1 protein-coding gene is annotated in these 9,289 nt (G+C 67.1%); it reads left to right on the forward strand.

Features of this window, described 5'->3' with window-relative positions; genetic code table 11:
• A partial coding sequence (locus K675_RS0124280) for a non-ribosomal peptide synthetase (protein WP_017906065.1) occupies positions 1-9,289 on the forward strand: 9,289 nt, incomplete at both ends.

Consider the following 9,289-nt stretch of genomic DNA (forward strand, 5'->3'; position numbering starts at 1 on the left):
CCCAGCGTGTCGGGGCGAGCCCGATCGGCAAGCGCATTCCCGACTTGCGTCTGTACCTGCTCGATACGTATGGGCAGCCGGTGCCGCCAGGTGTGGTGGGCGAGTTGTATGTCGGCGGCGCCGGCGTGGCTCGGGGTTATCTCAACCGCGAGCAGTTGAACGCCGAGCGCTTCCTCGACGATCCGTTCGACCCGGCTCCCGGCGCGCGGATGTACCGCTCCGGCGACCTGGGCCGCTGGCTGGCCGACGGCAGCCTGGAGTACCTGGGCCGTAACGACGAGCAGGTGAAGATTCGCGGTTTCCGCATCGAGCTGGGCGAAATCGAGGCGCAACTGGCCGCTTGCGAGGGCGTGCGCGATGCCGTGGTCCTGGTACGCGAGGATGAGCCGGGTGACAAGCGCCTGGTGGCCTACGTGATTGCCGGTACCGGCGTCGAACTGGACGCGGCACGGTTGCGTGACCAACTGCGCCTGACGCTGGCCGAATACATGCTGCCCAGTGCTTTCGTCAGCCTGGAGAGTTTCCCGCTGACCGCCAACGGCAAGCTCGATCGCAAGGCCCTGCCGGCGCCCGCGGCCGAGGCCTATGCCCGGCGCGACTACGTGGCCCCCGAGGGCTCGGTGGAAGTAGCCCTGGCCGGGTTGTGGGCCGAGCTGCTCGGCGTGGAGAGGGTGGGGCGCCACGACCACTTCTTTGAACTGGGCGGCCACTCGCTGCTGGCGGTGAAATTGATCGAGCGCATGCATGAGGCCGGTCTGCAGGCCGATGTGCGCGTGCTGTTCGGCCAACCGACCCTGGCCGCCCTGGCGGCCGCCAGTGGCAACGGCGGCGCAGTGCAAGTTCCGGCCAATGGCATCCCCGCCGGCTGCCAGCATATCACCCCGGATATGCTGCCCCTGGCCCGCCTGAACCAGGCCCAGATCGACCGTGTTGTCGCCGGTGTACCCGGCGGCGCGGGCAATGTGCAGGACATCTATGCCCTGGTGCCATTGCAGGAAGGCATTCTCTACCACCATTTGAGCAGCGACGGGGGCGATCCCTACCTGTTGCAGGCCGTGTTGCGGGTCGACCGTTTCGAACGGTTGCTGGACTTCAGCGAGGCCCTGCAGGCGGTGATCGACCGCCACGACATCCTGCGCACCAGCGTGGCCTGGGAAGAGCTGGATGAGCCGGTGCAGGTGGTCTGGCGCCAGGCCCGGCTGCGTATCGAGGCGTTCCTGCCGCATCCGGACCAGGGTGATGTGGCAACCCAGTTGCAACGGCACTTCGATCCTCGTCGGATGCGCCTGGATCTGCAGCAGGCGCCGATGATGCGCCTGCACTACGCCGAGGATGTCGCCAATGGCGGCTGGGTCGCGGTCCTGCTGTTCCATCACCTGATCGACGATGCCACCTCCCTGGCCTTGCTGGGTCGGGAGATCGAGGCCTTCAGCCAGGGGCGTGGCGCCGAGCTGGCGCCTTCGGTGCCGTATCGCAATCATGTGGCCCAGGCTCGACTGGGCGTGAGCCGCGAGCAGCATGAGGCGTTCTTCCGCGAGATGCTCGGCGATGTCGATGAACCGACCCTGCCATTGGGGCTGCAGGACCTGCAGGGCGACGGCAGCGGCGTCGAGGAAGCCCGCTTGCCGGTGGCTCCCGCCGTGGCCCGGCGGCTGCGGGAACAGGCCCGGCGCCTGGGGGTGAGCAACGCCAGCCTGCACCACTTGGCCTGGGCCCAGGTGGTGGGGCGTCTGTCCGCGCGGGACGATGTGGTCTTCGGCACGGTGCTGATGGGCCGCCTGCACGCTGGCGAGGGTGCCGAGCGCGCCCTGGGCATGTTCATCAACACCTTGCCGTTGCGCGTCGACGCGGGAGGGCAGGGCATCCGGGCGACCGCACGCATGACCCATGCGCGCCTGGCGGCACTGCTCGGCCATGAACATGCACCGTTGTCGCTGGCCCAGGCCTGCAGTGGTGTCGCGGCGCCGGCACCGTTGTTCAGTGCGCTGATGAACTACCGGCATGCCGCCGTCGGTGCCCAGGCCCCCGAGGACATCGGCCAGGCCAGGATCTGGGGCGGAGTCGAGGTATTGGGCGGCGAAGAGCGGACCAACTATCCGCTGTCGCTGTCGGTGGACGACCTGGGAGACTCCTTCGGCCTGACCGTGCAGGCCGTGGCCGGGATCGGCGCACAGCGGATCTGTGGCTATATGCATACGCTGCTGGAGCAACTGGCCGAGGCGCTGGACAGCCGACCCGATGCGCCCTTGCACAGCCTGGACTGGTTGCCGTCGAGCGAGCGCCGGCAGTTGCTGGAGGATTTCAACGCCTTCGACTGCGCCTATCCACCGGGCCTGCTGGTCCATCAACTGTTCGAGGCCCGCGCGTGCGCCCAACCCGACGCCGTGGCCGTCACCCATCAAGGCCAGCGCCTGAGCTACGCCGAACTGAACCGGTGGGCCAACCAGATTGCCCACCGGCTGATCGCCGAGGGCATCGGGGCTGACGACCGGGTGGCGATCTGTGTCGAACGCAGCCTGGAGATGGTCGCCGGCCTGGTGGGCATTCTCAAGGCCGGGGCCGGTTATGTGCCGTTGGACCCATCGTATCCGGCCGAGCGCCTGGCCTATATGCTGCAGGACAGCGCGCCCAAGGTGCTGCTGACCCAACGCGCCCTGCGCGAGCGTTTGCCGCAGGCGTCCATGCCGGTGTTGCTGCTGGAGGCCGAGGCCCGCGGCGAGAGCGGTATCGACGCCGCGCCCGGGCACAATCCGCAGCTCCCGGCGCTGACCCCGCAACACCTGGCCTATCTGATCTACACCTCGGGTTCCACCGGCCAGCCCAAGGGCGTGGCGATGCCCCACGCCCCGCTGGTCAACCTGATGCAATGGCAGATCGCCCAGGCCGCCGAGCAGGGCCGGCCCGTGCAGCGCACCTTGCAGTTCGCTGCCCTGGGCTTCGACGTGGCCTTCCAGGAAGTCTTCAGCACCCTGTGTGCCGGTGGCGAGCTGTCGCTGATCCATGCCGATACCCGTCTGGATTTCCGTCGGCTGTTCCAGCATATCTGTCAGCAGCGCATCGAACGGCTGTATATGCCGTGCATTGCCCTGCAAGCCCTGGCCGAGGCCATGGCGGCCGAACCCGGGCAACCGGCCTGCGCCTTGCAGGATGTGATCACCGCCGGTGAACAATTGCGGATCACCGAGCCGATGCGGCGTTTCTTCGAGCGTCTGGACGCGGCGCGTCTGCACAACCACTACGGTCCGACCGAATCCCACGTCACCACGGCTCTGACCCTGAGTGGCGATCCATGGGCCTGGCCGACCTTGCCGAGCATCGGCCAGCCGGTGGCCAACACCCGTATCTACCTGCTCGACGAACAACGCCGGCCGGTACCGGTGGGCGTGGCGGGGGAGATCTACATTGGTGGCGCCTGCGTCGCCCGAGGCTATCTGAACCGCGACGAATTGACCGCCGAACGCTTTATCGCCGATCCGTTCTCCACCGCCGAAGGGGCGCGCCTGTACAAGACCGGTGACCTGGGGCGTTGGCAGCCCGACGGCCATATCGACTACCTGGGCCGCAACGACGACCAGATCAAGGTCCGTGGTTTCCGGATCGAGCTGGGCGAGATCGAGGCCCGCCTCGGCCAGTACCCTGGTCTGCGCGACACGGCGGTCCTGGCCCGTGAAGATCGTCCCGGGGAAAAACGTCTGGTGGCGTATTTCAGTCTCCAGGATGGCCAGGCGCTGCCCGAGGCCGATGACCTGCGCGTGCATTTGCAGGCGTTGCTGCCCGACTACATGATTCCGGCGGCCTATGTGCACCTGGAAACACTTCCGGTTTCGCCCAACGGCAAGCTGGATCGCCGCGCGTTGCCGCCACCTTCGGCCGAAGCCTTCGTCAGCCGTGACTATCAGGCGCCGGTGGGCACCACGGAAACCGCCCTGGCGGCACTCTGGTGCGAAGTGCTGGGTGTCGAGCGGGTCGGTCGCCAGGATCATTTCTTCGAACTGGGCGGTCACTCGCTGCTGGCGGTGAAGCTGATCGAGCGCATGCGCCAGGCCGGCCTGAGTGCCGACGTGCGCGTGCTGTTCGGCCAGCCGACCCTGGCGGCGCTGGCCGCGGCCGTGGGGGACGGGGTCGAGATCGTGGTACCGGCCAACGGCATTCCCGTCGGTTGCGAGCGCATCACGCCGGATATGCTGACCCTGACCCGGCTGGGCCAGGACAGCATCGACCGCATCGTCGCCGGCGTGCCCGGCGGAGCGGGCAACGTGCAGGATATCTACCCGCTGGCACCGCTGCAGGAGGGCATCCTCTATCACCATATCAGTACCGAGCAGGGCGATCCCTATCTGCTGCAAGCGACCTTCGCCTTGCAGGACCTGGCCCATCTGCGGCGTTTTGCCGATGCCCTGCAAGCGGTGATCGACCGCCATGACATCCTGCGCACGGCGTTGGTCTGGCAAGGCCTGGAGGAACCGCAGCAAGTGGTTCTGCGCCAGGTCGAGCTGCCGTTGGAGCAATTGCCGCTGGATCCGGCCGAGGGCGATATCCTCGATCAGTTGCAGCAACGTTTCGATCCCCGCGAATGCCGTCTGGACCTCACCCGGGCGCCGTTGATGCGTCTGGCGTTTGCCAAGGACCCGGCCAATCAGCGCTGGGTGGCGATCCTGCTGTTCCACCATATCGCTCTCGATCACACCGCGCTGGATGTGATGAGCGAAGAGATGCTCGTCCACTTGCAGGGCGTGGCCGGGCAACTGCCGGCGGCCATGCCCTACCGCAACTATGTGGGCCAGGCCCGCCTGGGGGTGAGCCGCGAGCAGCATGAAGCGTTCTTCCGCGAGATGCTCGGCGATGTCGAGGAGCCGACCCTGCCATTCGGCCTGTTGCAGGTGCAGGGCGATGGACGGGACGTCAAGGAAGTGCGCCGCGATCTGCCGGCGGACCTGTGCCTGCGTCTGCGCGCCCAGGCCCGGCGACTGGGGGTGACAGCGGCGAGTCTGCATCACCTGGCCTGGGCTCGGGTGCTGGGCGGTGTCAGTGGTCGCGACGACGTGGTCTTCGGCACGGTACTGCTGGGGCGGATGCAAAGCGGCGAGGGGGCGGATCGGGCGCTGGGGATGTTCATCAACACCTTGCCGTTGCGCGTCGACGTTGGCGCTTGCGGGGTGCGCGATGCGGTGCGCCAGACTCACCAGCGTCTGACCGCTCTGCTCGGGCACGAGCATGCGCCGTTGGTCCTGGCCCAGCGTTGCAGTGCGGTGACGGCCTCGTCTCCGCTGTTCAGCGCGCTGCTGAACTACCGGCACAGCCCCGCACGCGAAGCCAGCGGTGGCGATCACTGGGCCGGAACCCGGGTGCTCGACGTGCTGGAACGGACCAATTATCCCTGCACCTTGTCGGTGGACGACCAGGGCGAAGGCTTCCTGTTGAGCGTCCAGGTCACGACCGGGGTCGACGGTGAGCGGGTTTGCGGCTACATGCAGACGGTCTTGAGCCAACTGATCGAGGCGCTGGAGTGTACAGAGGATGTGGCCGTGCGTGACCTGGCGCTGCTGTCGCATGCCGAACGCCAGCATCTGCTGGAAGACTTCAATCCCGGTGCCGTGCCTTACCCGGCCGACCTGACCATTGCCGCGCAGTTCGAAGCCCGCGTCCTGGCCAGTCCCGATGCGCTGGCGGTGGTTCAGGCCGGACAAAGCCTGACCTATGCCGAACTGAACCGCCAGGCCAACCAACTGGCTCATCATCTGCTCGGCCTCGGGGTGCAACCTGACGATCGCATCGCCATCTGCGCCCGGCGCGGTCTCGACACGCTGGTCGGCCTGGTCGCGATCCTCAAGTCCGGCGCCTGCTACGTGCCAATCGATCCGTCCCACCCGGCGGAGCGCCTGGCCTACCTGCTGCGCGACAGCGCACCGCGCGTGCTGCTGACCCAGGCCGCATTGCGCGAACGCTTGCCGGCGGTCGAGGTGCCGGTGCTGCTGCTCGACGCCCAAGCCCGACGCGCGGCGGGTGTCGACGCGCAACCGCAGGACAATCCGGTTGTCGCCACGCTGAGCGCGACCAACCTGGTCTATGTGATCTACACCTCGGGCTCCACCGGCGAGCCCAAGGGCGTGATGGTCGAGCACCGCCAGTTGTCCAACTTCGTGCACTGGCACTGCCGGGCGTTCGCGCTGGCGGCGGGCAGCCAGACTTCCAGTATCGCCGGCTTCGGCTTCGACGCCATGGCCTGGGAAGTCTGGCCGACGCTGTGTGTCGGCGCGACCCTGCACCTGGCGCCCGCGACTGCCGGCAGTGAAGATGTCGGTGGCCTGCTGGCCTGGTGGCTGGCACAGCCTCTGGACGTGAGTTTCCTGCCGACGCCGATTGCCGAGTACGCCTTCAGCCAGTCGTTGCAACACCCGACGCTGCGCACCCTGCTGGTCGGTGGTGACCGCCTGCGGCAGTTTCCCGAGGGGCAACGTTTCGCCCTGATCAACAACTACGGTCCGACGGAGACCACCGTGGTGGTCACCTCGGGACTGCTCGACCGGAACGCGGCAACGCTGCATATCGGCAAGCCGGTGGACAACGCCCGGATCTACCTGCTCGACAAACAGTTGCGTCCGGTGCCGGTGGGCGTGGCCGGTGAGCTGTATGTCGGTGGCGCGGGCGTGGCCCGTGGCTATTTGGGACGTGCGGCGCTGACCGCCGAGCGTTTCCTCAAGGATCCGTTCAGTCCGGATCCCGAAGCACGGATGTACAAGACCGGCGACCTGGCGCGCTGGCTGGCCGACGGCAATATCGACTACGTGGGACGCAACGACGATCAGGTGAAGATCCGCGGCCTGCGCATCGAGCTGGGCGAAATCGAAACCCGCCTGGCCCGGCATCCGGCGATCCAGGAAGCGGTGGTGCTGGCGCGTGAGGACCACCCCGGCGAGAAACGCCTGGTGGCCTACTACAGTTCGACCGATACCTCGCTGGAGGTCGAAGCGTTGCGGGCCTATCTGTTGGAGCGGCTGCCGGACTACATGGTCCCTGCGGCCTATGTGGGCCTGGAGGTCTTCCCGCTGACCGCCAACGGCAAGATCGATCGTCGGGCGCTGCCGGTGCCCGATCTGGCGGCGTTGGTCAGCCGTGACTACGCAGCGCCCCAGGGCGACACTGAAGTCACCCTGGCGAGGATCTGGACCGAGGTGCTCAACGTTGAGCAGGTGGGGCGGCATGACCACTTCTTCGAACTGGGCGGTCATTCGCTGCTGGCGGTCAGTCTGATCGAGCGGATGCGTCAGGCCGGTCTGAGCACTGACGTGCGGGCGCTGTTCCGCCAACCGACGCTGGCGGCGCTGGCGGCGGCGGTGGGCAGCGCTACGGAAATCGTGGTGCCGGCCAACCTGATCCCCGTCGGCTGCGAGCGGATCACCCCGGACCTGCTGCCGCTGGTCAGCCTGACCCAGGGGCAGATCGACCGTCTGGTGGCGAACGTGCCGGGCGGCGTGGCGAACGTGCAGGACATCTATCCGTTGGCGCCGTTGCAGGAAGGTATCCTCTATCACCATCACCTGGCGGTGGACCACGCTGACCCTTACTTGCAACACGCGCTGTTCGCCTTCGACAGCCGGGAGCGGGTCGACGCCTTTGCCCATGCGCTGCAAGGCGTGATCGCGCGCCATGACATCCTGCGAACCGCGGTGGCCTGGGAAGGGCTGGACATCCCCCTGCAGGTGGTGTGGCGCCAGGCCCCGCTGGCGGTGAACGAGGTGTTGCCGGATCCGCTTGGCGGCGATATCGCCGAACAACTGCGCGCCAGACTGAACGACCCGCAGACCCGATTGGACATCCGCCAGGCGCCGATGCTGCAACTCGATTATGCGCGGGATTTGCCCAACGGGCGTTGGATCGGCCTGTTGCAGTTCCATCATCTGGTCAACGACGCCAGCTCGGTGAGAGTGCTGGTGGCTGAAGTCGAAGCCCATATGCGGGGACGGCAGGAGCAACTGCCGGCCTCGATCCCTTATCGCAACTATGTGGCCCAGTCCCGCCTGGGTTTCAGTGAGGTCGAGCACGAGCAGTTCTTCCGTGAAATGCTCGGCGACATCGACGAGCCGACCTTGCCGTTCGGTCTGCGGGATGTCCAGGGCGATGGCCAGGGCCTCGAGCAGGCCGAGCGCGCCGTGGACCCAGGCCTCAGCCGCCGCTTGCGGACTCAGGCCCGGCAGTTGGGCGTGAGCGCCGCCAGTCTCTGTCACCTGGCCTGGGCACGTGTGCTGGGCAGTGTTGCGGGTAAGGACGATGTGGTCTTCGGCACCGTGTTGCTGGGTCGCCTGCAAGGTGGTGAGGGCGCCGATCGGGCCCTGGGCATGTTCATCAATACCTTGCCGTTGCGGGTGACGTTGGCTGGGCTGGATGTGCGCGAAGGCGTCAGGGTCACGCACGAGCGTCTGACCGCCTTGCTCGGGCACGAGCATGCGCCGCTGATCCTGGCGCAGCGCTGCAGCGGCGTGGCGGCGCCAACCCCTTTGTTCAGCGGCCTGTTGAACTACCGGCACCTGGCGGGCGACAGCACCGGGCAGTCGACCTGGAGCGGGATCGAGACACTGACCGGCGAGGAACGTACCAACTACCCGTTGACGTTGTCGGTGGACGACCTGGGCGAGGATTTCGCCCTGCGCGTCGCCACCCTGGCCGGAGCCGGTGCGCAACGGGTTTGTGGCTATATGCTCAGCGCCCTGGAAAGCCTGGTCGAGGCTCTGGAAAAAACGCCGGCCTTGCCATTGACGCGGTTGTCGGTCCTGCCCGCAGCCGAGCGTGAGCAGGTGCTGGTGGCGTTCAATGCCAGCGATCGCGACTACCCACGGACGCAGACCGTGCACGGCCTGTTCGAAGCCCAGGTCCGCGCGCGTCCCGAGGCGTGCGCCGCGATCCACGATGGCGTGACGTTGACTTACGCCGAACTCAACGCCCAGGCCAACCGCCTGGCCCGGCATCTGCGTGGCCTCGGCGTGCAGCCGGGCGACAGCGTGGCGATCCTGCTGGAACGCAGCCATGACCTGCTGGTCAGCCAGTTGGCGGCGCTCAAGTGTGCTGCCGTTTATGTGCCGCTGGACATCAACGCACCGCTCGAACGCCAGGGCTTCATGATCGAGGACAGCCAGGCGCGGGTGTTGCTGACCCGCAGCCAGGTGTCGCTGGCCAGCGCCGCGCAGCGGGTTGAAGTGGATCGCCTGGACCTGTCGTCCCTGGATCCGGAGGATCTGGAGATCAGTCAGTCCAGCGAAAGCGTGGCGTACATCATGTACACCTCCGGCTCCAC

Source organism: Pseudomonas fuscovaginae SE-1 (assembly GCF_000364705.1).
Lineage (GTDB): Bacteria > Pseudomonadota > Gammaproteobacteria > Pseudomonadales > Pseudomonadaceae > Aquipseudomonas > Aquipseudomonas fuscovaginae_A.